Origin of the sequence: Clavibacter sp. CT19, assembly GCF_027858075.1 — a bacterium.
In the GTDB taxonomy this organism is placed as follows: domain Bacteria; phylum Actinomycetota; class Actinomycetes; order Actinomycetales; family Microbacteriaceae; genus Clavibacter; species Clavibacter tessellarius_A.
In genome coordinates, this window is record NZ_JAQHYR010000001.1 from 191,132 (window position 1) to 214,432 (window position 23,301).

Here is a 23,301-nt window from a genome sequence, read left to right on the forward strand (position 1 = left end):
CGCCCGGGGCGGCTCCCGCGGACGCCTGACGCCCGTGCGGCATCCGGCCTAGTGCGGGTCGTACCTGTCGGGCGCGAGGTCCCACGGGTCCTTGCCGAGGAGCTCGGCGACCGCGCGGAAGACGCAGCCCTCGACGAGCGCCCGGTGGTGGTGCTCGTCCTCCTCGTGGAGGTGCGCGAGGCGCTCGATGGGCAGGCGGTAGAAGACGACGCGGCGCTCGTCGGCGAGCACGCTCCAGCGGTCGATCCCGTCGCGCTCGCTGTTGCGGGCGGGCAGCGCGGCGACCTCGAAGGAGACGCGCTCGAGCTCGTCCGGCCAGAGGCCGCGGAGGTACTCGGCGGCCGAGGCCACGATCTCGTCGAAGCGGTCGACGCGCGTCCGCAGCACGGGGAGCTCGGGTCCGGTGACGGGGGAGCGGAGCCCCCGGCCGTGGCGGTCCCGCCAGGATCCGCGGATGGAGACGTGGCCTCCCCGGCGGCTCGATCGTGGCATGGCCCCATCGTACGGCCCGCGGGTCGGCGGTAGTGTGGGCGCGACATGACGAACAGGCCCTGCTCCCGCGTCGGCTGCACCGGCGGCGCCACGACCACCCTCACCTACGTCTACGCGGATTCCATGGCCGTGCTCGGTCCCCTCAGCCACGACTCGGAGCCGCACAGCTACGACCTCTGCGACCGGCACGCGGCGCGTCTGTCGGCGCCGCAGGGCTGGCAGATCGTCCGGCACGGCGTGCTCGGTGAGGTAGGTTTCGGGGCATGACGACGACCGCCGCCGCGACGCTGACCGCCATCGTGAAGACCTACGACGTGCGAGGTCTCGTGGGGAGCCAGCTCACGGAGGAGCTGGTCACGGCCCTCGGCGCCGGCTTCGTCGACGAGCTCGGGGCCGCGGGCGCCGAGATCGTCGTCGGCCACGACATGCGCGACTCGTCGCCCGCCTTCGCGCAGGCGTTCGCCCGGGGTGCGACGGCCCGCGGCGGGAACGTCCTCCTCATCGGGCTGTGCTCGACGGACGAGACGTACTTCGCGTCCGGGTCCCTCGACGCCCCCGCGGTCATGTTCACCGCGAGCCACAACCCGGCCACCTACAACGGCCTCAAGTTCTCCCGCGCCGGCGCCCAGGGCATCAGCCTCGACACGGGCCTCGCCGCCATCCGCGACCGCGCCATCGGCTTCCTCGAGGGGGGCATCGCGCCCGTCGAGCCCGCGGGCGAGGTGCGTGAGCGCGACGTGCTCGCCGACTACGCGGGCTACCTCCGCCAGCTCGTCGACCTCTCCGGCATCCGCCCGCTGCGCGTCGTCGTCGACGCGGGCAACGGCATGGGCGGCATGACCGTCCCCGCCGTGCTCGGCACCGCGGCAGGCCTGCCCGAGCTGCCCATCGAGGTCATCCCGCTGTACTTCGAGCTCGACGGCACGTTCCCGAACCACGAGGCGAACCCGCTCGAGCCCGCGAACCTGGTCGACCTGCAGAAGGCCGTCCTCGAGCACGGCGCCGACCTCGGCCTCGCGTTCGACGGCGACGCCGACCGCTGCTTCGTGGTGGACGAGAAGGGGCAGGCGGTCACGCCCAGCGCCGTCGCGGCGGTCGTCGCGCTCCGCGAGATCTCGCGCGTGAAGGCGCAGTCCCCGGACGACGAGGTCACCGTGCTGCACAACCTCATCACCTCGCGCATCGTGCCCGAGACGATCGAGGCCGCGGGCGCCATCGCGGTGCGCACGCGCGTCGGCCACTCGCTCATCAAGGACCAGATGGCCGCCACGGGCGCCGTCTTCGGTGGCGAGCACTCCGCGCACTACTACTTCCGCGACTTCTGGGGCGCCGACAACGGCATGCTCGCCGCCATGCACCTGCTCGCCGAGTTCGGCCAGACCGAGGGCCTCATGTCCGACCTCTCCGCGCGCTACACGCCGTACGCGCTGTCGGGCGAGATCAACAGCACGGTCGACGACGTGCCCGCCGCGTACGAGCGCATCGTCGAGGCGTTCCGCGGCCGCGGGGAGTTCGACGAGTTCGACGGCCTCACGGTCGACGGCCCGGTCGACGACGACGGCGCGTTCTGGTGGTTCAGCGTCCGCCCCTCGAACACCGAGCCGTTGCTGCGCCTCAACGTGGAGGCGTCGACCGAGTCGAAGATGGCCGCCCTCCGCGACGAGCTCCTCGGGCTGATCCGCGGGGCCTGATCCGCGACCCGCACGGCATCCGACGCCGCGTCCCTCCGGGAGGGGCGCGGCGTCGTCGTGCGTCCGGCGGGCGACCTGCGCGGATACCCCCTGGGGGTTCCATTGCATACCCCCAGGGGGTAGCGTCGACGGGAACGGAGGTGGCCGCCATGGTCGGGTACAGCGAGGGCAAGGACGACATCCTCAAGCGGCTGCGCCGCGCGGAGGGCCAGGTGCGCGGGATCGAGCGCATGGTCGAGGCCGACACGTACTGCATCGACGTGCTGACGCAGGTGTCCGCCGTCACGCGGGCGATGGAGACCGTGGCCCTGAAGCTGCTCGACGACCACCTCGCGCACTGCCTCGCGGAGGCCGCGCGCGAGGGCGGCCAGGTCGCGGACGACAAGGTGCGCGAGGCCTCCGCGGCCATCGCGCGGCTCGTCCGGTCCTGATCCGGCGCCGCCCCCGCCGCCCGCCGACACCGCACCCCACGAAGGAGACCCCATGACCACCACGAGCTTCCCCGTCACCGGCATGACCTGCGCGCACTGCGTCGCGAGCGTCACCGAGGAGGTCGGCGAGCTGCCGGGTGTCGCGTCCGTGGCCGTCGACCTCGTCGTCGGCGGCGCGTCCACCGTCACCGTCGAGAGCGACCAGCCCCTCGACCCCGCCGCCGTGCGCGCCGCGGTCGACGAGGCCGGGTACGTCGCGGAGCTCTGACGTGGCCGACCCCGCATCCGGATCCGCGCCCGCCGAGGGCGTCGTCGCCGCCCCACCCGAGGACGGCGCCGTGCTCACGCGCGTCGACCTCGACGTGCAGGGCATGACGTGCGCCTCGTGCGCCCTGCGCATCGAGCGGAAGCTCGGCCGGATGCCCGGGGTCGAGGCCGCCGTCAACTACGCAACCCACCGGGCGCGCGTGCAGCTGCCCGCGGGCACGAGCGTCGAGGACGCCATCCGCACCATCGAGCGCACGGGATACCGGGCGTCCGAGCGCGCGGCGTGGGGGAGCGGGGCGGCGGAGGACGTCGCGCCCGCCGTCTCCCCGGATCGCGTGCCCGACCCGGCACCCGCGGATCCCGCCCCGCGCGACGCCCTGCCCGCCCCGCGACGCGACGCCGTGAGCGCCCCGCGCCCCGACGCCGTGCCCGGCCGCCGCCCCGACGCCGACGAGCTCGCGCTCCGGCAGCGGCTCGTGGTCTCCGCGGCGCTCACGGTCCCCGTGTTCCTCATGGCGATGATCCCCGCGCTCCAGTTCGACGACTGGCAGTGGCTGTCGCTCGCGCTGGCCGCGCCCGTCGCGGTGTGGGGCGCCTGGCCGTTCCACCGGTCGGCGGCCGTGAGCGCGCGTCACGGCGGCGTCGGCATGGACACGCTCGTGAGCATCGGCGTCGCGGCCGCGTTCCTCTGGTCGCTGTACGCCCTCTTCCTCGGCGACGCGGGCGAGCCCGGCATGCGCATGACCATGAGCCTCGTCTCCGCGCCCGGCGGCGGATCCGGCGACATCTACCTCGAGGTCGCCGCCGCCGTCACGGTCTTCCTCCTGGGCGGCCGCTACCTGGAGGCGCGGGCCGCCCGCGCGTCCGGCGCCGCCCTCGCGGCGCTCCTCGACCTCGCGGCCAAGGACGTGGTGGTCGTCCGCGACGGCGTCGAGCGCCGGATCCCCATCCGCGAGCTCCGCGTCGACGACGAGTTCGTCGTGCGGCCGGGCGAGCGCATCGCGACCGACGGCGTGGTCGTCGACGGATCCAGCGCCGTCGACCGCTCCCTCCTCACGGGCGAGTCCCTGCCGGAGGAGGTCGGCCCCGGCGACGACGTCACGGGCGCCACCCTCAACGCCGGAGGCCGCCTCCTCGTGCGCGCCACGCGCGTGGGGGAGGAGACCCGGCTCGCCCGCATGGCCGCGCTCGTCGAGGAGGCGCAGACCGGCAAGGCCCGGATCCAGCGCCTCGCCGACCGCGTCTCCGCAGTCTTCGTGCCGGTCGTGCTCGTGCTGGCCCTGGGCACGCTCGCCGGATGGCTGCTGCTCGGCTTCCCGCCCGAGGCCGCGTTCACCGCCGCCGTCGCGACGCTCATCATCGCGTGCCCGTGCGCGCTCGGCCTCGCGACGCCGACCGCGCTGCTGGTGGGCACGGGCCGCGGCGCGCAGCTCGGGATCCTCATCACCGGCCCCGAGGTGCTGGAGTCGACCCGCCGGGTCGACACGGTGCTGCTCGACAAGACCGGCACGGTCACGACGGGCGTCATGGCGCTCGTGCGCGCCGTGCCCGCGGCGGGCGTCGCGGCCGACGAGCTCGTGCGCGTGGCCGCGGCCCTCGAGGCGCGGAGCGAGCACCCGGTCGCGCGCGCGGTCGTCGAGGCCGCGGGCGCCGGACCCCTGCCCGCCGTCGCGGGCTTCGTCGCGACCGCGGGCCTCGGCGTGCACGGCGTGGTCGACGGCCGCGCGGTCGCGGTGGGCCGCCCGGCGTGGCTCGCGGAGCAGTGGGCCGCCGCTCCCGACGCGACGCTCGCCGAGGCGCTGGCGACGGCCGAGGCGGCCGGATCCACGGTGGTCGCGGTCTCGTGGGACGGCGCCGTGCGCGGGATCCTCGCGGTCGCCGACACCGTGAAGCCCACGAGCGCCGAGGCCGTCCGTCGCCTCCGCGCGCTCGGCCTGCGGCCCGTCCTCCTCACGGGCGACACCGCGGGGGCCGCGCGGCGCGTCGCCGCCGAGGTGGGCATCGACGAGGTGATCGCGGGCGTCCTCCCCGAGGGCAAGCTCGACGCGGTCCGCCGCCTCCAGGCCGAGGGCCGCGTGGTCGCGATGGTCGGCGACGGCGTGAACGACGCCGCGGCGCTCGCGCAGGCCGACCTCGGCATCGCGATGGGCACGGGCACCGATGCGGCGATCGAGGCGGGCGACATCACCATCGTCCGCGGCGACCTCCTGCTCGTCGCCGACGCCGTGCGCCTCGCCCGCCGCACGCTCGGCACCATCCGCGGCAACCTGTTCTGGGCCTTCGCCTACAACGCCGCCGCGATCCCGGTGGCCATGCTGGGGCTCCTGAACCCGCTCGTCGCGGGCCTCGCCATGGCGCTCTCGTCGGTGTTCGTCGTCACGAACAGCCTGCGCCTGCGCTCCTTCCGCTAGCAGCCCGCCGACCGCGCGTCATCCCCGGGCGGGCGTCACGGGTCGGGTGGGACACTGGACGCATGACCCTTCTCCCGGAAGCCACGTCCACCGCCCTGCCCTTCCGCGTCGCCGACCTCTCGCTCGCCGAGGCCGGCCGCCACCAGATCCGCCTCGCCGAGAACGAGATGCCCGGCCTCATGGCCCTCCGCGAGGAGTTCGGCGCGTCGCAGCCGCTCGCGGGCGCGCGCATCGCCGGATCCATCCACATGACCGTGCAGACGGCCGTGCTCATCGAGACCCTCACCGCCCTCGGCGCGCAGGTGCGCTGGGCCAGCTGCAACATCTTCAGCACGCAGGACGAGGCCGCCGCGGCCGTCGCGGTCGGCGCGGGGACCCCCGATGCGCCCGCGGGCGTGCCGGTCTTCGCCTGGAAGGGCGAGACGCTCGAGGAGTACTGGTGGTGCACCGAGCAGATCTTCGACTGGTCGGGCGAGGCGCAGGCCGCCGGCGCCGACTGGACGGGCCCGAACATGATCCTCGACGACGGCGGCGACGCCTCGCTCCTGGTGCACAAGGGCCGCGAGTACGAGCTCGCGGGCGCCGTGCCCGAGACCCCGGAGGACGCGAGCCACGAGTACCGCGTCATCCTCGACACCCTCCGCCGCAGCCTGGCCGCGTCCTCCGACCGCTGGACCCGCCGTGCCGCCGACATCCAGGGCGTCACCGAGGAGACCACCACGGGCGTCCACCGCCTGTACGAGCTGGCGCGCGACGGCGAGCTGCTGTTCCCGGCCATCAACGTCAACGACTCGGTCACCAAGAGCAAGTTCGACAACAAGTACGGCATCCGCCACTCCCTGCCCGACGGCCTCAACCGGGCCACCGACGTGCTCATCGGCGGCAAGGTCGCGTTCGTCGTCGGCTACGGCGACGTGGGCAAGGGCGCGGCCGAGGCGCTGCGCGGACAGGGCGCCCGCGTCATCGTCTCCGAGGTCGACCCCATCTGCGCGCTGCAGGCGGCCATGGACGGCTACCAGGTCGCGAAGCTGTCCTCCGTCATCGAGACGGTGGACATCCTCGTCACCGGCACGGGCAACGTCGACGTCGTGCGCGTGGACGACATCCAGCGCATGAAGCACCAGGCCATCATCGCCAACGTCGGCCACTTCGACAACGAGATCGACATGGCCGGGCTCGAGCGCCTCCCGGGCGTGGAGAAGGTGGAGATCAAGCCGCAGGTGCACGAGTGGCGCCTGCCGTCCGGCCGCAGCGTGCTCGTGCTCTCCGAGGGCCGCCTCATGAACCTCGGCAACGCCACCGGCCACCCGTCGTTCGTGATGAGCAACTCGTTCACGAACCAGGTGCTCGCCCAGATCGAGCTCTACGTGCGGAACGACCAGTACCCGATCGGCGTGTACGTGCTCCCGAAGCACCTCGACGAGAAGGTCGCGCGCCTCCACCTCGACGCGCTCGGCGTGGAGCTCACCGAGCTGCGCCCCGAGCAGGCCGCCTACATCGGCGTCGCGGTCGAGGGGCCGTACAAGGTGGACCACTACCGCTACTGATCCGCGCGGATCCACCCGGCGCCGTCCGTCCCCCGGGGGCGGGCGGCGCCGTCGCGTCCGGGTGCCGGCGCCTCAGGACCCGGTGGACGCGCCGCGTGCCGGGAACGCGTGGGGGAGGCCGGTGAGGATCGGCTCCAGCGCGGCCAGCCGCTCGCGCTCGATCATCAGCGCGCGGTGCTCGCGCTCGCGGCGGACGGCCCCGACGGCCTGGACGAACGACTCGGGATCCGTCGTCGGCAGCGGCGACACGTGCGGAGCGGCCTCGTCGGCGAGCTCGAGCGCCAGGCGGGCCCGGGAGGCGGGTGCCATGGCGTCGCGCTGCGTGAGGAAGCGGGCGATGCGGCGGCCGAGCGCGTCCGGGAGGCGGCCCACGTCGGCCTCGGACGCCCACGCCGCCAGCTGGGGTGGCACGGGAGGCAGCGGTCGCGGATACGCCGGCACGCGCTCGTGCTGCGACCGGGTGCCCGCCACGAGGTCGCCGAGGCGCTGGGAGCGCGGCGACAGCAGGCCGACGAGCGCCGCGAGGCCGCCGAACGTGAGGTAGACCTCGAGGATGCCGACGAGGGCCCGCGCGACCGCGTGCCGGAGGCCGATCCCGCCGCCGTCCGTGCGGACGATGCGCGCGCCGACCGCCCAGCGGCCGAGCGAGCGTCCGCGGGACGCCGTCTCGACGACGACGGGCAGCACGACGAGGGAGAGGACGACCGCGATGACGGCGCAGGCGGCCGTCGACGACTCGTCCAGGACACGCGCCCGGACGAGCCCGAGGATGCCGAAGGCGAGGAGCACCGCGAGGGCCACCGAGGCGAGCACGTCGATCGCGGCGCCCGCGGCCCGCAGGACGAAGCCCGCCGGACGGACGTCGAGGGCCACGGCCTCGCCGACGACGAGCGCGTCGGGATCGCCCGAGATGCCCGGATCGTGCGCGTCGGCTGCCGCCATGCATATAGTCAAGCAGATGGACCTCGACGCCTACACCGCCGCCCACCGGGACGGGTGGGACCGGCTCGCCCGCCTCGCCGGCCGGCGCCGGCTCACCGGACCCGACGCCGACGAGCTCGTCGACCGCTACCAGGCGGGCGCGGCCGAGCTGTCCGCGATCCAGGCGGCGGCCGGATCCACCGCGCAGGGCGACCGGCTCTCCATCGCGCTCTCGCGGGCCCGCATGCGCTTCACGGGCGAGACCACGAACGTGGCCGCGCGCATCCCGGCGTTCTTCGCGCTCGACCTGCCGGCGGCGCTGTACCGGATCCGCTGGCTCACCCTCGCGGTGACCCTCGCCACGGTCGGCCTCATCGCGCTCTACGCCACCTGGATCCTCCGCGACCCGTCGGCGATCGCGGCCCTCGGCAGCGACGCCGACCTCCGGAAGTACGCCGACGACCAGTTCGTCGACTACTACAGCGCCAACCCGGCGGCCTCGTTCACGGGCCAGGTGTGGACCAACAACGCGTGGATCGCGGCGCAGTGCGTGGCCTTCGGCATCACGGGCGTGTGGGTGCCGTACGTGCTGCTGCAGAACGCGCAGGGCATCGGGACGACGACCGCCGTCATGTTCCACTACGGCGAGGGCGGCACGTTCTTCTCCTACATCCTCCCGCACGGCCTCCTGGAGCTGACGGCGATCTTCGTGGCCGCCGCCGCGGGGCTCCGCATCTCCTGGTCGTGGATCGCGCCGGGCGCCCGCACGCGCGGGCAGGCGCTCGCCGAGGACGGGCGCGCGCTCATCACGGTGGCGATGGGGCTCGTGCTCGTGCTGCTGGCGTCGGGGATCATCGAGGGCTTCGTGACCCCGCAGCCCTGGCCCGTGCCCGTGAAGGTCGGCATCGGCGTCGTGGCGCTCGGGGCGTTCCTCTTCTACATGGTGGTGGTCGGCGGCCGGGCCGTGCGCGCGGGCGCGACGGGCGACCTGGACGAGTTCGAGGCGGGCGGCCGGCGGATCGTCGCGGGCTGAGCCCGGTCCGTATCCGCCGTCCGCCCGCCTCGCGGGTCGTGCCGGATGCGCGGGTCGCGCCGCGCGGTCAGGCTGGGGTCGCACCGCCCGCCGGATCGACGTCGGCCTCGAGCGGCGTCTCCGCCACCGAGGTGCCGACGTGCAGGCGGAACGCGCCGGGCTCGCGCCGCCAGCCGCCGTCCCAGTGCGCGAACGTCCGCGCGCCCACCGCCACGTCCACGTCGACGGACGCACCCGCCGCGAGCTCGACGGCCGCGAAGCCCGCGAGCCAGCGCACGGGCCGGTCGACGGCGGAGGCCTCGCGCGACAGGTAGGCCTGCACGACCTGCCTGCCCGCGCGGTCGCCCGTGTTCGTCACCCGGACCGTCGCGGTGATCCCTCCCGCGCCGTCCTCCGCGACCCGCAGGTCGTCGAGGGCGTGCGTCGTGTAGCCGAGGCCGTGGCCGAACGGGTACGCGGGGGTCGCGCCGGCGCGGAGCCACGCGCGGTAGCCGACGTGGATCCCCTCGTCGTAGACCACCTTCCCGTCCACCGGCGTGACGGACCGCACGGGCACGTCCTCCTCCGCGGCCGGCCACGTCGTGGGCAGGCGGCCGCCGGGCTCGACGGCGCCGGTGAGGACGTCGGCGAGGGCGCCGCCGAACTCCTGGCCGCCGAACCAGGCGAGGAGCACGGCCTGCACGTCGTCGCGCCAGGGGAGGAGCACGGGGGAGCCGGAGTTGACGACCACGACCGTCCGCGGGTTCGCGGCGGCGACGCGGCGCACGAGCTCGTCCTGGCGCCCGGGCAGCGCGAGGGAGTCGCGGTCGAAGCCCTCCGACTCGACCTGCGCGTTCGTGCCGACCACGACGATCGCGACGTCCGCGCCGGTCGCGGCCTCGGCAGCCTCGTCCAGGAGGCGGTCGGGCGCCGACTCGTCGGCCTCGAGGCCCACCGTGATGCCGAGGATGCCGGCGAGGCCGCCGGGAGCGGACGTCAGCTCGAACTCGACCCGGAGGTCCACCGGCTCGCCGGCGGTCACCCGGAGCTCGGCCGAGATGGACGGCGGGGACATCAGGCTCGCGCCGAGGTCCATGCCCACGGGGGCGGCGCCGTCCTCGCGGAGGAGCGCGCCGTCGGCGTAGACGCGGCCGCGGCCGGTCGCGCTGAACCCGACGAGGACCTCGCCGGTCTCCGGCGGGGTCCAGCGGGTCGTGATCTCGATGACGGCGGCCGTGCCGGTGGGCGCGTCGCCGCCGAAGTACATGAGCGTCGTGGCGCGGCGGTCCTCCGTGAAGACCTCTGCGCCGTCGCCGTCGAGGAAGCGCACGAGGGCGCCAGGGGAGCCCGTGCGGGGGTTCCGGATCTCGGCGAGCGGCAGCTCCTGGATCCCCTTCTGCACGACCGCGCCGCGGGCGTACCGCACCTCGACGCCGTCGCCGAGGGCCTCGCGGATCCCGTCGAGCGGCGTGACGACGTGCTCCGGGACGACGGTCGCGCTGCCGCCGCCCTGCGTGCGCGCCTCGACGGCGTTGTGCCCGATGACGGCGACGGAGCGGAGCGCCGACGCGTCGAGCGGCAGGGCGCGGTCCTCGTTGCGGACGAGCACGGCGCCGGCCGCGGCGGCCGTGCGCGCGAACGCGACGCCGTCCTCGACCTCGACGGGCGCGGGCACGACGGCGTCGAAGCCCTCGAGCGCGCCGACGCGGGCGGCGAGGCGCAGCAGGCGCACGACCTTGCGGTCGAGGTCGGCCTCGGGCACGCGGCCGTCGCGGACGGCCGCGAGCAGCGCGTCGCCCCAGGCGCCCACCGGGCCCGGCATCTCCAGGTCCTGCGACGCGCGCGCGGCGTCCACGCTGCGGACGCCCGTCCAGTCGCTGACCACCACGCCGTCGAAGCCCCACTCGGAGTTGAGCGGCGTCTCGAGCAGGTCGCTCTCCGTGGAGGTCGTGCCGTTGATCGAGTTGTAGGAGCTCATCACGAGCCAGGCGCGCGACTCCACGACGGCCTTCTCGAACGCCGCGAGGTACAGCTCGCGGAGTGCCCGCTCGGACACGACGCTGTCGGCCGTGAAGCGGTCGGTCTCGTACTCGTTCGCGACGTAGTGCTTGGGGGTCGCGCCGACGCCGTTCTCCTGGACGCCGCGCACGTACGCGGCGGCGAGGTCGGCGGTGAGCAGCGGATCCTCGCTGAACGCCTCGAAGTGCCGGCCGCCGTAGGGCGAGCGGTGCAGGTTGATGGTCGGGCCGAGCACGACGTCGACGCCCTTGCGGCGCGCCTCGACCGCGGAGGCGCGGCCGTAGCGGGCGGCGATCCCGGTGTCCCAGCTGGAGGACAGCGCGGAGGCCGAGGGCAGGTTGAGCGACGGGGAGCGCTCGTCCCAGACCTCGCCGCGCACGCCGCTCGGGCCGTCGGAGACGAGCAGGCGGCGGAGGCCGATCGCCTCGACGGGCCACGTGGTCCAGAAGTCGCGCCCGGTGACCAGCTGCACCTTCTGCTCGAGGGTGAGGCGCCCGGCGAGCCCCTCGAGGCGGGCGGTGTCGGGGTCGAGCGGGGTGGCGGCGTCGTGCGTGTCGTGCGGGTCCATGGGTGCTCCTGGGGGGACGTGGGCGTCGGGTCGGGTGGGCCCGCGGTCGGCGGCGGATGCGGGGTCGGCGGTCATCGCACGCCCTTCACGCGGAAGGCGGCGAGCGCGCCGAGGACCCCGGCGGCGGCGCCCGCGAGGAACAGACCCGGGTAGCCGGCGATGCCCACCACGCCGCTCGCGGCGGTCGGCACGAGCGACTGCGGCAGCGCCTGCGCGATGTTCACGACGCCGAGGTCCTTGCCGTTGTCGGCGTCGCTCGGCAGCACGTCGGTGATGAGCGCCAGGTCGACCGCGTAGAACGACCCGATGCCCGCCCCGATCACGAGCTGCGCGGCGTAGACGACGGCGAGGCTGGGCGCGAGGGCGAGGATCACGAGGCCCGCGACCGTGACGAGCGCGGCGGCGGCGACGAACACCTTCCTCCGGCCGAGCCGGTCGCTCAGCCAGCCGGCCACGAAGGTCGTCGCGACCACGCCGACCGCGTTGAAGAGCGTGGCGACGAACACGGCGTTCGCCACGTCGGCTTCCGCGACCGCGAGATCGTCGATGAGGTAGAGGGCGAGGTAGTTGGTGGCCGTCACGGAGGACGCCGTGAGGAGGAAGCGCATGAGCCACGCCCAGCCGAAGTCGGGGTTGCGGCGCGGGTCGAACACGAACGATCCGAGGAGCTCCCGCACGCTGAGGCGCGCGGGCGGGCGCTCGGCGAGCACGCGGTCGCGGAAGACGAGCGCGAAGACGACGACCACGGCGACGCCGATCGCGCCCGGCACGAGCACCTGCTGCGTGGTGGTGGTGAAGAGCTGCACGATGAAGGTGCCGACCACGAGCGAGCCGTTCTGTGCGACGCCGACGGCGGCGGCGACGCGGCCGCGGTTCCGGGGGCGCGTGGAGTCGGCCATGACCGCGATGAGCGCGGCGATGGCGGCGTTGAAGCACGCCTGCACGAGCATCCACGCGCCGACGAGCGCGAGCACGGTCGTCGCCTGGGTGAGGAGGAGCAGGGCGCCGTAGCCGAGCACGACGCCGCCGATGATCCACGGGCGCCGCATGCCGAAGCGGCCGGGGGTGCGGTCGGAGAGGCGGCCGGCGAGCGGGTTCACCACGAGGGCGACGAGCGCTCCGAGGCCGAGCACGAGGCTCAGCGTGCCTGCCGTGCTGTCGGGCGCGACCTCGGCGACCTTGAGCGCGAGCGACACGATGATGGGCGGGAGCAGCGCCACGAAGAGGCCGAGGAGCGCGATGGGCATCCCGATCTCGGCACGGCGGGATCCCGGCGGGCGACCACCGTCCGGTCCGCCGTCGTGGGGACGCGACGCGCCCCGGGTCTGCTGCTCTCGGACTGCGTCGGCCACGGTGCCTCCTGGTGTCGGGCCGCCCTCATCGGCGGCTCGGCACGACGGTAGCACGGGAAACCGACCATCGGTAGGCATTGGTGGACGCCCGGGATCGCTAGGGTCGAGGCATGGCAGGGGCAGAGGGGCCGCGGCGCTACGCCAAGGGCGCGGCGCGACGTCGCGAGATCCTCGAGGCGGCCATGGACCTCATCGCCGAGCGCGGGTACTCCGCGTCGTCGCTGCAGGAGATCGCCGACGCCGTGGGCATCAGCAAGGCCGGCGTGCTCCACTACTTCGACTCGCGCGAGGCGCTCATCGCCGCCGTGCTCGAGGAGCGCGACGCGCACTCCGCGGCGGACCACCGCGAGGCCGTGCCCGACGCCGACCCGAGCGACATGGTCGGCATGCTCCTGCACGCGAGCTCGCGCAACGCGGAGACGCCCGGCCTTGTGGCCCTCTACTCGCGGCTCGTCGTGGACGCCGCCGGAGCCGAGCACCCCGCGCACGCCTACATCGCCGGCCGCTACGCGCGCGTCGTGGGCGCGGTCGCCGACCAGGTGCGCGCGCTCGACGTGGTCCTGCCGGACGGCATGGACCCGGACGGGTTCGCCCGGGTCGCGGTCGCCATCAGCGACGGGCTGCAGCTGCAGTGGAGCTACCGTCCGGAGATCGACATGCGGGACGCGCTCGAGCGGGCCGTCCGCGCGCTCAGCGGCGGGGCGCTGCCCGTGCCGTCCGCGGATCCGGCGTCGGCGCCCGCCTGATCCCGCCGCGCGCTCCGTCCGGCCTCGCGGCGCCGGCCCCGGAGCCGCCGGCCGGGGAGGCGCCGGCCGGGGAGACGCCGGCCGGGGAGACGCCCGCGCTCAGAGCCGCCCGATGGCCTTCAACCGGATGTACCGGTCGGCGAGCGCGGGCGGCAGGTCCGCGGGCGCGCCCGTGACGACGTCGGCGCCGAGCCGGCGGACGGCCGCCTCGACGCGCGCCACGTCGAGCAGCGCCCGCTCGGCGGCGGCGGCCCGGTAGACGGCGGCGCGGCCCGAGCGGTCGGCGGCGCGCTCGGCGAGCCCCGGATCCACGACCGCCGCGACCAGCACGTGGTGCGTCCGGGTGAGCTGCGGCAGCGCCTGGAGGAGCGCGCGCGAGCTGCCGGGGGAGTCGATGGCGGTGAGGAGCACCACGAGCGACCGCTGCGACACGATGCGGCGCACGAGCCCGGGCACGGCCGTCCAGTCGGTCTCGAGCAGCTCCGGATCGACGGGCGCGAGCGCGTCGACCATCCGCGAGACCACGTCGCCGCCGGCTCCCGCCCGGACCCGCGCGCGGACGCGGCGGTCGTGCGCCACGAGGTCCACCCGGTCGCCGGAGCGCGTGGCGAGGGCCGCGAGCAGCAGGGACGCCTCGAAGGCCGTGTCGAGGCGCGTCTCGTCGCGGATCCGGCCGGCGGCCGTGCGTCCCGTGTCGAGCACGAGCACCACCCGGCGGTCGCGCTCGGGCCGCCAGGTGCGCACGACCACGTCCTGTCGCCGGGCGGTGGCGCGCCAGTCGATGGAGCGCACGTCGTCGCCGCGCACGTAGTCGCGCAGGCTGTCGAACTCGGTGCCCTGCCCGCGGACCATGAGCGCCGTGCGGCCGTCGAGCTCGCGCATGCGCGCGAGGCGGGACGGCAGGTGGCGGCGGGAGCGGAACGGCGGGAGGACGCGGACGGCGCCGGGGGAGAGCAGCGTCGCCTGGCGCGCGGCGAGGCCGAGCGGGCCGGCGGAGCGGATCGTGACGCGCTCGGTGCGGCGCTCGCCGCGGCGCGTGGGGGTGAGAGAGAGGCGGATCGCGCGGCGCTCGCCCGCGGGGATCCGCACCCGGTCGCGCGTGGAGGACGCGCCGGCGGACGGCTGCCACGCGTCGCGCACGACGGCCCGCAGCGTGCGCGACCCGCGGTTCGTGACGAGCAGCACGCTCTCGCCCGTCTCGTCGAGGCGGATCCGCGCGGGCAGCACCCGCTCCAGCGCCACGGCCCGCGGGCTCCCGGCCAGCGCGAGGTCGAGCGCCACGAGCAGGGCGACGAGGGCGATCCAGCCGGCGAGGACCGCGTACGCCGCGTCCGGCCCGTCGCCGAGCAGGACGACGGGCACGAGCCCCACGAGGAGCAGCGCGACGGTGCGGCCGGTGAGGGCCATCTAGCGGCGCGCCACTAGATCGGCACCTGCACCTGCGACAGCACGCTGCGCAGCACGGCGTCGACGGAGACGCCCTCGAGCTCGGCCTCCGGCCGCAGCGCGATGCGGTGGCGGAGCACCGGCAGCACCATCTCCTGCACGTGGTCGGGCGTCACGGCCTCGAAGCCGCTGAGCCAGGCCCACGCGCGGCTCGCGGCCAGCAGGCTCGTGGATCCGCGCGGCGAGACCCCGAGCTGCACCGACGGCGAGCGGCGGGTGGCGCGCGCGAGGTCGACCATGTACGCGAGCACGTCCGGCCCCACCCGCACCTCGCGGACGGCGGCCTGCGCGCGGCGGAGACCGTCGGCGTCGAGCACGGGCGCGACGCCCGCGGCGCGGAGGTCGCGCGGGTCGAAGCCCTGGGAGTGCCGGCGGAGCACCTCGACCTCGGTGTCGCGCTCCGGCAGGTCGAGCACGAGCTTGAGCAGGAAGCGGTCGAGCTGCGCCTCGGGCAGCGTGTAGGTGCCCTCGTACTCGACCGGGTTCTGCGTCGCGGCGACGAGGAAGGGATCCGGCAGCGCGTGGCTCTCGCCGTCGACCGTGACCTGCCGCTCCTCCATCGCCTCGAGCAGCGCGGACTGCGTCTTCGGCGGCGTCCGGTTGATCTCGTCGGCCAGCAGGATGCTCGTGAAGACGGGCCCGCGGCGGAACGAGAACGCGCCCTCGCGGGAGTCGTAGACGAGCGACCCGGTGATGTCGCCGGGCATGAGGTCGGGCGTGAACTGCACGCGCGCGGTGTCGAGCCGGAGGGCGTGGCTCAGCGAGCGGACGAGCAGCGTCTTCGCGACGCCGGGGACGCCCTCCAGGAGGACGTGGCCGCGTGCGAGGAGGGCGATGATCATGCCGGTCACGGCGCCGTCCTGTCCGACGACGGCCTTGCCGACCTCGGTCCGGACGGCGAGCAGGCTGGTGCGGAGGTCGTCGGTCATGGGTCCATTCTCCTGGGCGGGGCGGGCGGGTCGGCGGGGTCGGCGGAGCGGTCGGTCGCGGGTGGTGCGTCGCCGTCCGGCGCGGCCGCCGCGGCGACCCGGCGCTCCAGCGCGGCGAGCCGGCCCGCGAGGTCGACCAGGTCGCGGTCGCCGCGCGGCTGGTCGTCGAGGAGCAGGGCGCGGATCCGGGCCGGGTCCTCGCGGAGGGCAGCGGCGGATGCGGCGACCACGTCGTCCACGGGGGCGAGCCGGCCGAGCGCGAGGGCGGAGGCGATGCGGTCGACCGTGCCGACCCGGAGGGCGTCGAGGGCGTGGCCGCGCGCGTCCGCCCGCTCGTACAGGCGCGCCCGGCCCTCGGCGGTCTCGTCGGCGCGGACCACGACGGGGAGCCGCTCGACCACGAGCGGCCCGAAGCGGCGGCCGCGCCACACGGCCGCGGCGATCGCCGCGAGGGCCGCGAGCGCGATGGCGGGCGTGACCCAGCCGGGCGTCAGCTCGCCGAGGGTGGGCGCGGCGTCGGCGGCGGCGTCGTCCGGCGACGGCGTGTACCAGACGAGCCGCGGGCGCTGGCCGAGCACGCCGAGCGCGAGGGCGGCGGACCCGCGCTCGGCGACGCGGTCGTTGGTGAGGACCGGATCGGCGCCGAGCACCGTCACGGTGCCGCCGTCGTCGCGCGTCGACGGGACCTCGACGAGCGCCCACGCCGCACCGGTGTCGTCGGGGAAGCAGGTCGTGACGCCCTCGGCCGCCTGGCCGATCACGCGGAAGACGGGCGCGTCGGCGGGGAGCGATCCGGCCGCCTCGGCCGCCGGCAGCGCGCACGCCGCGTCGAGGGATCCGCTCGCCGACTCCGCCTCGCCGCCGGCCGCGACCGCGGACGCGAGGGTCCTGAGCGTCCGGAAGTCCGGGGCGATCAGCACGGTGCGCGTCGTGAGGCCGGCCACCTCGGACAGCCGCGCGTCGTCCAGCCGGTCGGAGGTGGGCCCGAGCACGAGGGTCGTGTCGGCGCCGTCGCCCACGGCCGCGCGGGCCGCCGCGAGCGTGCCCACGACCTCGACGTCCACGCCCTCGGCGGCGAGCACCCGGGCGAGCGCCTGCGTGCCGTCGGGTGCGGCGCTGTCGGGCGCGAGCGGCTCCGTCTGGCGCGCCGCCCCGCCGAGCGCGAGGGAGACCAGGGCGACCGCGAGCGCGACGAGCGCCAGGGCGATCCAGCGGGCCGCCCGGCGGAGCGCGTGCCCGGCCGTGCGCGTCTCGGCGGTCGCGGGGCCGGCGTCCCGCGCGTCGCCCGTCGTCTCGGATGCGCCTCGCCCGGATGCGGGTCGCGCGGGGGCCGGGGCGCTCACGCGGTGCCCGTCCCGACCGGCTCGCGGCGCACGGGGACGGCGGTCCGGAGCTCGCGGTCGAGCACGGCCAACCGGTCGAGCGACGCCTCCGTGCCGGGCCGGTCGAGGTAGCGGACGGCGTCGAAGTCCGCGGCGGCCGCGAGGAGGCGATCCGCGTGGGCGGGGTGGGCGGCGCCGGCGCGGCGGGCGAACCCGCGGGCCGTGGTGCCGGGATCCACCTCGACGATCGTGCGCTCGGCCTGCTCGCGCGCGATCGCCCGGAACAGGTCGGACACCGCGGCCGCGAGGTCCCCGGCGCGCCGGGCGGCGTCGGCGGAGCGGCGGAGCTCCTCGGCGGAGCGCCGGTCGTCGATCCCGAACAGGGCGTCGCGGTCGGCGGCCGCACGCCGGCGGTCCCGCCGGGGCGCGCCGAACACCAGGAACGCGACCACGACGACCACGACCGCCAGGAGCGCGATGAGGACCGGCACGACGCCGCCGAGCCCGTCGCCCGCCCCGGAGAACAGCCGCGCGATCCACTCGCCCACGGCCTGCGCCGCGAGGTCGAGCGCGGTAGGACGGGCCGCCTGGTACTCGGGGCGCGACAGCTCGTCGCCGACCAGGCGGCGGGCCTCGTCGGCGTCGGGGTCGAGCGGCACGGCCGCGGCGAGCATCCCGGGGGCGGCGGAGACCGCCGCCGCCAGCGCCGCCCCGATCGTCACGCGCGGCCCGCGGGGCGGACGGCGTACGGGTCCCGGGCGTCGGGTCCGGTGGCCGACGCGGATCCGGCGGCGCGCTCCTCGGCGAAGCGCGCGAGCTCAAGGTCGAGCCCCTCGCGGCGCATGCGGAGGTCGATGTAGACGATGGCCGCGTTCGAGGAGGTGACCACGCCGCCGACGCTGGCGACGACGAGGCTCACCACGAACACCACCACCTGCGACCCGATGTAGAAGGCCAACGAGGCGTCGAACGTCTGGAAGTCGAGCCGGCCGTTGGGGAAGAGCAGGGTCTGCAGGATGGAGGTGAGGAGCGTCAGCGGCACCGTGACCACGTTCGTCGCCACCTGGACGATGGCCGCGGTGAGCAGCAGGATCCCGAGCACGCGCCAGAACGAGCCCGTCGAGAGCGTCCACGACCGGCGGGCGGCGGCGAACGGCGGCAGCTCCTCGATGACGATCGCGCTCGGCACGAACGCCAGCCGCGTCGACACCCACGCCGCGACGACCACGAGCCCGAGCACGCCCAGCACGCCCACGAGGATCCCGAACGCGATCCCCGCTCCGCCCGCGAGCACGAGCAGGGCCACGATGCCGGCGAGGACGCCGAGCACGAGGGTCCACGCGGCGCTGATGACGACGCTCCAGAGCGCGAGGGGGCGGAGCCGGGGGAGCGTCATCCGCCAGAGGGCCCGCATCCGCAGGCGCTCGCCGAGCGTGCCGCGGGCGACCTCGTTCGCGATGACGCCCTGCAGGAACGCCGTGGCCACGAGGGAGAGCACGACCGTCACGAGCGCGGCGACCACGACGGCCGCGACGCCGCCCGCGATGAGCGGCCCGCGGTCGTCCTCGCGCGCCGAGAACACGCGCGTGACGACGAACCCGGTGACGCCGCCCACGAGAACGAGGGACACGAGGCTCGCGACGCCCTGGACGAGGAGCGCCGTGCCCACGGTGGCCGCCGGGTTGCGGCGCAGCGTCGCGAACGATCCCGCGAGGATCGCGCCGAGGCCGAGGGGGCGCAGGGGGAGGAGGCCGGGCTTCGGCGGCGGGGTCCAGCCGCCGGGCGTCGCGGTCCACCCGGCGGGCGCGGCGCTCCAGCCCGCGGGGGCGGACGGGGGGAGGGGAGGCGCCGTCGGCGGCGGCGGGGTCGTCCCGTCCGTCCGTGCGTCGCTCCCCGGCACCCGGTCCGGTCCGGACGGCGCGGCGCCGGGCGCCTGCCAGCTCTGGTCGTCGCTCACGGGGGTCAGCCTCCCACACGCGGCCCGCCGCCGTCGGGCCGCCGCGCGCAGGCCGGGCGCCGCCCGCGCCCCGGGATCCACCGACTACCCTGGGGGTTCCGAGGACAGGGAACACAGGTCAGATGACAGCACGGATCCTGGTGGTCGACGACGACACCGCGCTCGCCGAGATGATCGGCATCGTCCTGCGCACCGAGGGCTTCGAGCCCTCCTTCTGCGGCGACGGCGGCCAGGCGCTCGCCGCCTTCCACGAGGGCAGGCCGGACCTCGTGCTCCTCGACCTCATGCTCCCGGGCCTCGACGGCATCCAGGTGTGCGACCTCATCCGCGCCGAGTCGGGCGTCCCCATCATCATGCTCACCGCGAAGTCCGACACGGCCGACGTCGTCAAGGGCCTCGAGTCCGGCGCCGACGACTACATCGTCAAGCCCTTCAACCCGAAGGAGCTCGTGGCGCGGATCCGCACGCGCCTGCGTCCCGCGGCCGCCGCATCGCCCGGCCTCCTCCAGGTCGGCGACCTGGTGGTCGACGTCGAGGGCCACGAGGTGCGCCGCGGCGAGGAGCGGATCAACCTCACGCCGCTCGAGTTCGACCTCCTGCACGCGCTCGCGAGCCGGCCGCAGCAGGTGTTCACGCGCGAGATGCTCCTCGAGCAGGTGTGGGGCTACCAGTACAAGGCCGACACGCGCCTCGTCAACGTGCACGTGCAGCGCCTGCGCGCGAAGGTCGAGGACGACCCGGACAACCCGCGCATCGTCATGACCGTGCGCGGCGTCGGCTACCGCGCGGGGGCAGCGGCCTAGCCCCATGCGCCCCCTGCCCGCGTGGCTCGTCGACTGGCGGTCCTGGCCGCGCCGCCTCGTCCGGATCTGGTCGACCTCCCTCCAGTTCCGCACCGTCCTGCTCACGGTCGCGCTCTCCGGCGGCACCGTGCTCCTCATCGGCGTGCTCATGAGCCAGAGCATCTCGAGCGACCTCTTCCGCCAGCGCCTCGACACGGTCCTCGCGCAGTCCAACAGCGCCACGAGCCGGATGCAGGAGCAGTTCACGTCCTCCGACGCGTCCGACCAGACCGAGCTCGAGCAGCTGCGCACGCAGGTGTTCGACGAGCTCCGCGGCAGCGCCATCAACCTCTCCGACTTCGCGTTCCGGCGGACGCCCGGCACGGAGGCGCGGAACGTCCTGCAGAACGCGTCCACGGCGGACTACGTCGACAGCCTCCTGAGCGCGGACCTGCGGCGGGCCGTCGGCGCCGGCTCGGGGACGCAGCAGTGGCAGTCGGTCGCGATCCCCGTGGGCGACACGGGGCAGACGAGCCCCGGCATCGTCGTGGGCTCGAGCATCGACATCCCGTCGGCCGGCCGGTACGAGCTCTACCTGGTGTACGACCTCGGCGACATCCAGAAGACCCTCGACTTCGTCGCCGGCACGATCCTCGTGGCCTTCCTCGTCCTCGTCCTGCTCATCGGCGCCATCGCGTGGGTCGTCGTGCGGCTCGTGGTCGCGCCCATCCGGGTCGCGGCCGACACCAGCCAGAAGCTCGCGGCCGGCCAGCTCGAGGAGCGCCTGCCCGTCACGGGCGACGACGTGATCGCGACGCTCGCGCGCTCCTTCAACGGGATGGCCGACTCGCTGCAGTCGCAGATCACGCAGCTCGCCGACCTCTCGCAGCTGCAGCAGCGGTTCGTGTCCGACGTGTCGCACGAGCTGCGCACGCCGCTCACCACCATCCGGCTCGCGGGCGGCGTGCTCTACGACCTGCGGGAGGACTTCAGCCCGCCGGCGGCGCGCAGCGCCGAGCTGCTGCACACGCAGGTCGACCGGTTCGAGACGCTCCTCGCCGACCTGCTGGAGATCAGCCGGTTCGACGCCGGCGCGGTCGACCTGGTCACGGAGCCCACCAACCTCGTGCGGCTCGTCGAGGACTCCATCGAGGAGTTCGAGGGGCTCGCCACGCAGAAGGGCTCGGAGCTCCGGCTCGTCGCGCCGGGCGGCTACTTCGACGCGGAGATGGACGCCCGCCGGGTGCGCCGCATCGTCACCAACCTCCTCGGCAACGCGCTCGACCACGGGGAGGGCCGACCCATCGTCCTCACCGTCGACAGCGGCCGCGACGCCGTGGCCCTCGCCGTGCGCGACTACGGCGTGGGCATGACGCACGAGGAGATGGGGCACGTGTTCGACCGGTTCTGGCGCGCGGATCCGTCGCGCCAGCGCAGCACCGGCGGCACCGGCCTCGGCCTCGCGATCTCGCTGGAGGACACGAACCTGCACCACGGCTGGCTGCAGCTGTGGTCGCGGCCGGGCGAGGGATCCTGCTTCCGGCTGACCCTGCCGCGCCAGCCCGGCGTCCCGTTCGACCGCTCGCCCGTCGCGCTGCCGCCCGACGATCCCGCCCACGAGGAGGACGCCCGTGTCCCCGGCCCCTGACCCCCGCCCCGCCCGCCGCCGCCCCGCCCGCCGTCGCCGCGCGGCGCGCTCCGCCGCCGTCGCGCTCGCGACGGCCTGCGCCCTGCTGCTCGCAGGCTGCGTCTCCATCCCCTCGGGCGGCCCCGTCTCCGAGGGCGATCCGGCCGCCGTCGCCGACGAGGCCGGCGTCAGCTACCAGCCCGACGGCCCGCAGGCCGGCGACGCCCCGGACGACGTCATCGCGGGCTTCGTCGACGCGGCCACCAGCTCCGCCGACCAGTACGGCACGGCCCGCGAGTTCCTCTCCGCGGACTTCGCCTCGCGATGGGACCCGTTCGCGAGCGTCGTCGTGTGGGAGGGCCAGGCCGCGACGACCGAGGAGGTCGACGGGACCTACAGCTACTCCGTCACGACCATCGCCACGGTCGACGGACAGGGCCACTACCGCGAGGTCGGCAGCGACCAGGAGACGCGCCTGTCGTTCCGCCTCGTGCAGGAGCGCGGCGAGTGGCGCATCGCCGACGCGCCCGACGGCATCGCGCTGCGCTCGACGTACTTCCGCGAGATCTTCAGCGCGCACGCGCTCTACTTCTTCGACCCGACCTTCTCGTTCCTCGTGCCCGACCTCCGCTTCTTCGTCACGCGGGCGTCGCAGAGCGTGAGCACGCGGATCGTCAAGTCGCTCCTGCAGGGCCCGTCGCCCTGGCTGTCGCAGCCGGCCGTCGTGACGGCCTTCCCCGAGGGCACGCGGCTCGCCTCGTCCGCGGTGACGACGTCGGGCGGCACACCGCAGGTCGACCTCTCGACCGAGGCGCGCGCGGCCGACGCCGTCACCCAGCAGCGCATGAAGCTCCAGCTCCGACAGAGCCTGTCGGAGATCCCCTCGGTGCTCGACGTGCAGGTCCTGGTGGACGGCACGCCGCTGACCGTGCCGGACCTGGGCGGTCGCGGACCGGTGAAGGACCCGCAGGCGGAGTCCCGCCCGCTCGTGCTCGCCAAGGGCGCGTTCGGCTACCTGGGCGGGGGAGAGGTGGCGCCGCTCGGCACCCTCGGCACGCGGGTCGCCGCCCTCGGCGCGGACGCCGCGACGCTCAGCGCGGACGGGAAGCAGGCCGCGGTGCGCAACGGATCCGGCGTGTGGTCGGTGGGCGACGGCGAGCGCGACGCCGTCCTCGTCGACACCCGTCCGGGCCTCGTGGCCCCGTCGCTCGACGCGCAGGGCTACGTGTGGTCGATCCCCGCGTCGGATCCCCGCGGCCTCGTCGCCTGGGGGCCGGACGGCGTCGGCCATCCCGTCGCCGTGAGCTGGACCGGCACGGGTCGCGTCGTCTCCCTCGACGTCGCCCGCGACGGCGCCCGGGTGCTCGTGCATCTGGAGACGGGCGCCGGTCCCCAGCTGCTCGTGGCGTCCATCATCCGGGACGGCGGCGTGCCCACCTCCCTCACGGCCACGCCGCTCGAGCTCGCGTCGGCCCCCGGCACGCCGCTCGACGCGACCTGGGTGGACGAGCTGGAGGTCGCCACGCTCACCCAGGCGCCGAACGGCGACCGCCAGGTGGAGGTGCACGAGGTGGGCGGGAGGTCCCGCGACATGGGGACCGCCGCCGAGGGCGTGGGCATCGCCGGCGCGAACGACGAGAGCGGCCTCCGGGTCCTCACCTCCGCGGGCGCGCTGCTCACGCCGCGCGGCAGCACCTGGCAGCAGACCGCGACCGGCGTCTCCTTCATCGCCACCAAGCGCTGACGCCGTCCACGGATCCTCCCGGCCGACCCCGCCCGTG

20 protein-coding genes are annotated in these 23,301 nt (G+C 75.4%); 11 read left to right on the plus strand and 9 right to left on the minus strand.

Going from position 1 to position 23,301, the window contains the following annotated elements; genetic code table 11:
• Window positions 1–48 precede the first annotated feature (48 nt).
• Window positions 49–492 (minus strand): metallopeptidase family protein, encoded by a 444-nt coding sequence (locus tag PED38_RS00825; RefSeq protein ID WP_063071723.1) that lies wholly within the window; start codon window positions 490–492, stop codon window positions 49–51.
• A gap of 45 nt (window positions 493–537) precedes the next feature.
• Between PED38_RS00825 and PED38_RS00830 the strand changes: the two genes are divergently transcribed.
• The 6 genes from PED38_RS00830 (at window position 538) to ahcY (ending at window position 6,839) form a co-directional block, all read left to right on the plus strand.
• On the plus strand, window positions 538–759 hold the full coding sequence (locus PED38_RS00830; RefSeq protein WP_015489735.1) for a DUF3499 family protein: 222 nt from the start codon (window positions 538–540) through the stop codon (window positions 757–759).
• A complete protein-coding gene (locus PED38_RS00835; RefSeq protein WP_063071724.1) occupies window positions 756–2,183 on the plus strand; it encodes a phosphomannomutase/phosphoglucomutase in 1,428 nt (475 codons plus the stop codon). Before PED38_RS00830 ends, PED38_RS00835 begins: the two co-directional genes overlap by 4 nt.
• A 149-nt stretch (window positions 2,184–2,332) precedes the next feature.
• On the plus strand, window positions 2,333–2,614 hold the full coding sequence (locus tag PED38_RS00840; RefSeq protein ID WP_270979153.1) for a metal-sensitive transcriptional regulator: 282 nt from the start codon (window positions 2,333–2,335) through the stop codon (window positions 2,612–2,614).
• Window positions 2,615–2,666: 52 nt separating this feature from the next.
• Window positions 2,667–2,882, plus strand: coding sequence for a heavy-metal-associated domain-containing protein (locus tag PED38_RS00845; RefSeq protein ID WP_063071726.1), 216 nt, complete (start codon window positions 2,667–2,669; stop codon window positions 2,880–2,882).
• A gap of 1 nt (window position 2,883) precedes the next feature.
• The gene (locus PED38_RS00850) at window positions 2,884–5,292 is read left to right on the plus strand and encodes a heavy metal translocating P-type ATPase (protein WP_270979156.1); all 2,409 of its coding nucleotides are present in this window, start codon (window positions 2,884–2,886) and stop codon (window positions 5,290–5,292) included.
• A gap of 62 nt (window positions 5,293–5,354) precedes the next feature.
• Window positions 5,355–6,839, plus strand: a complete 1,485-nt coding sequence (ahcY, locus tag PED38_RS00855; RefSeq protein WP_063071727.1) for an adenosylhomocysteinase — start codon at window positions 5,355–5,357, stop codon at window positions 6,837–6,839.
• Between the two features lie 72 nt (window positions 6,840–6,911).
• Here the strand turns inward: ahcY and PED38_RS00860 are convergent, their stop codons facing one another.
• Entirely contained in the window at window positions 6,912–7,781 is an 870-nt protein-coding gene (locus tag PED38_RS00860; RefSeq protein WP_063071728.1) for an RDD family protein, read from the minus strand.
• Window positions 7,782–7,797: 16 nt separating this feature from the next.
• On the opposite strand from PED38_RS00860, the gene PED38_RS00865 reads away from it, so the two are divergent.
• Window positions 7,798–8,793 (plus strand): stage II sporulation protein M, encoded by a 996-nt coding sequence (locus PED38_RS00865; RefSeq protein WP_063071729.1) that lies wholly within the window; start codon window positions 7,798–7,800, stop codon window positions 8,791–8,793.
• A gap of 67 nt (window positions 8,794–8,860) precedes the next feature.
• On the opposite strand, the gene PED38_RS00870 is transcribed toward PED38_RS00865, so the two are convergent.
• The gene (locus PED38_RS00870; protein WP_270979158.1) at window positions 8,861–11,359 is read right to left on the minus strand and encodes a beta-glucosidase H; all 2,499 of its coding nucleotides are present in this window, start codon (window positions 11,357–11,359) and stop codon (window positions 8,861–8,863) included.
• A 71-nt stretch (window positions 11,360–11,430) separates the two neighbouring features.
• Entirely contained in the window at window positions 11,431–12,711 is a 1,281-nt protein-coding gene (locus PED38_RS00875) for an MFS transporter (protein ID WP_270979159.1), read from the minus strand.
• 110 nt (window positions 12,712–12,821) lie between these two features.
• Between PED38_RS00875 and PED38_RS00880 the strand changes: the two genes are divergently transcribed.
• Window positions 12,822–13,457 (plus strand): TetR/AcrR family transcriptional regulator, encoded by a 636-nt coding sequence (locus tag PED38_RS00880; RefSeq protein WP_270979160.1) that lies wholly within the window; start codon window positions 12,822–12,824, stop codon window positions 13,455–13,457.
• Between the two features lie 99 nt (window positions 13,458–13,556).
• Here PED38_RS00880 and PED38_RS00885 read toward each other — a convergent pair whose 3' ends face one another.
• The 5 genes from PED38_RS00885 to PED38_RS00905 are packed head-to-tail and all read right to left on the minus strand — an operon-like array spanning window position 13,557 to window position 19,111.
• A complete protein-coding gene (locus PED38_RS00885; protein WP_270979161.1) occupies window positions 13,557–14,864 on the minus strand; it encodes a DUF58 domain-containing protein in 1,308 nt (435 codons plus the stop codon).
• A 14-nt stretch (window positions 14,865–14,878) separates the two neighbouring features.
• On the minus strand, window positions 14,879–15,832 hold the full coding sequence (locus tag PED38_RS00890) for an AAA family ATPase (RefSeq protein ID WP_063071318.1): 954 nt from the start codon (window positions 15,830–15,832) through the stop codon (window positions 14,879–14,881).
• Window positions 15,829–17,175: a DUF4350 domain-containing protein gene (locus PED38_RS00895; RefSeq protein WP_270979162.1), complete on the minus strand. Its 1,347-nt coding sequence runs from the start codon at window positions 17,173–17,175 to the stop codon at window positions 15,829–15,831. The genes PED38_RS00890 and PED38_RS00895 overlap by 4 nt, the downstream gene beginning before the upstream one ends.
• The gene (locus PED38_RS00900; protein WP_270979163.1) at window positions 17,172–17,876 is read right to left on the minus strand and encodes a DUF4129 domain-containing protein; all 705 of its coding nucleotides are present in this window, start codon (window positions 17,874–17,876) and stop codon (window positions 17,172–17,174) included. The genes PED38_RS00895 and PED38_RS00900 overlap by 4 nt, the downstream gene beginning before the upstream one ends.
• Window positions 17,873–19,111, minus strand: coding sequence for a hypothetical protein (locus tag PED38_RS00905; protein ID WP_270979165.1), 1,239 nt, complete (start codon window positions 19,109–19,111; stop codon window positions 17,873–17,875). The genes PED38_RS00900 and PED38_RS00905 overlap by 4 nt, the downstream gene beginning before the upstream one ends.
• Before the next feature lie 122 nt (window positions 19,112–19,233).
• Between PED38_RS00905 and mtrA the strand changes: the two genes are divergently transcribed.
• From mtrA to lpqB, 3 genes are read left to right on the plus strand one after another with little or no spacing between them, the layout of a single operon-like run.
• Window positions 19,234–19,914: an MtrAB system response regulator MtrA gene (mtrA, locus tag PED38_RS00910; protein ID WP_063071321.1), complete on the plus strand. Its 681-nt coding sequence runs from the start codon at window positions 19,234–19,236 to the stop codon at window positions 19,912–19,914.
• A gap of 4 nt (window positions 19,915–19,918) precedes the next feature.
• Window positions 19,919–21,541 (plus strand): MtrAB system histidine kinase MtrB, encoded by a 1,623-nt coding sequence (mtrB, locus tag PED38_RS00915; RefSeq protein WP_270979169.1) that lies wholly within the window; start codon window positions 19,919–19,921, stop codon window positions 21,539–21,541.
• Window positions 21,525–23,264, plus strand: coding sequence for a lipoprotein LpqB (lpqB, locus tag PED38_RS00920; protein WP_270979170.1), 1,740 nt, complete (start codon window positions 21,525–21,527; stop codon window positions 23,262–23,264). The genes mtrB and lpqB overlap by 17 nt, the downstream gene beginning before the upstream one ends.
• Window positions 23,265–23,301: the final 37 nt, after the last annotated feature.